Genomic DNA, 1063 nt, shown 5'->3' with positions numbered 1-1063 from the left:
GGGATCGCCCCCGGCATCCCCTACCTTGGCATCATGCTCCCCTATACCCCGCTGCACCAGCTACTGCTGGATGCCTGCGCCATGCCGCTGGTGGCCACCAGCGCCAATGGTCGCGGCAGCCCGATCCTTATCGAGTGCGAGGAGCTGGTCAGGGAACTCGGGGACGAGATTGACGGCATCCTGGATCACAACCGCCCCATCCTGCACCCGTGCGACGACAGTCTGGTGCAGTGGGCGGGCGGGCGGCGCCAGACGTTGCGCCTCGCCCGGGGTTATGCCCCCTGCACTCCCAGCTTGCAAGAGGCGGTCAAGGCGCCGCTCTTGGCTGTCGGGGCGCAGCAGAAAAACCAGCTGGCGCTCGCCTTCGGCCGCCAGCGCATCTACAGCCCCTATATCGGCGATCTGCACAGCCTGCCGATGCAGGAGCACTTCGAGCAGACCCTGGCGACCTTTCGCGATCTCTACGATCTCAACCCCGAAGTTCTGGTCTCGGATCGCCACACCGGCTACCTCAGCCATCAGTGGGCCAACAATTACTGCCGCGATCAGGGGGCAACCCACCTTGAGGTGCAGCACCATCACGCCCACCTGCTGGGGGTGATGGCCGAGCACAACATCACAGGCCCGGTGCTGGGTGTTGCCTTCGATGGCACCGGCCTTGGCGATGACTGCACCCTCTGGGGCGGCGAGCTGCTGATCGCAGACGTTCAGAGCTTTACGCGGGTTGCCCACCTTGCCCCCTTCAAGCTGATCGGCGGCGAAGCGGCCATCCGCGAGCCGGTACGTCAGCTGCTGGGGCTGCTGTTTGAATCGCACAGCCCTAAGGAGATCAGCGCCCTCGATATTCCGTTGATCAAGCAACTGCCAGCTGAGCGGATCAGCAATCTGCACCAGCTCTGGCAGCTGGGTCGCAACGCCCCCCATACCAGCTCCGTCGGTCGGCTGTTCGATGCGGTGGCGGCGCTCTTGGGAGTGATCGACACCCCCGATTACGAGGGCGAAGCGGGGCTATTGCTGGAGGCGACTGCCTTGCAGCTGGCCCCCGATGAACAGCCCTTCCCCC

At 64.9% G+C, this 1063-nt stretch carries 1 protein-coding gene; it reads left to right on the top strand.

The features are described from left to right. Window positions 1-1063, top strand: a 1063-nt coding sequence (locus AB5Y92_RS09015) for a Sua5/YciO/YrdC/YwlC family protein (RefSeq protein WP_368226531.1), incomplete at both ends; no start/stop codon positions are given.

This window comes from Aeromonas sp. R1-1 (assembly GCF_040908495.1).
Lineage (GTDB): Bacteria > Pseudomonadota > Gammaproteobacteria > Enterobacterales > Aeromonadaceae > Aeromonas > Aeromonas veronii.
Note: the sequence above shows the minus strand (reverse complement) of the source record. Positions and strands in the feature narration are given on the sequence as shown.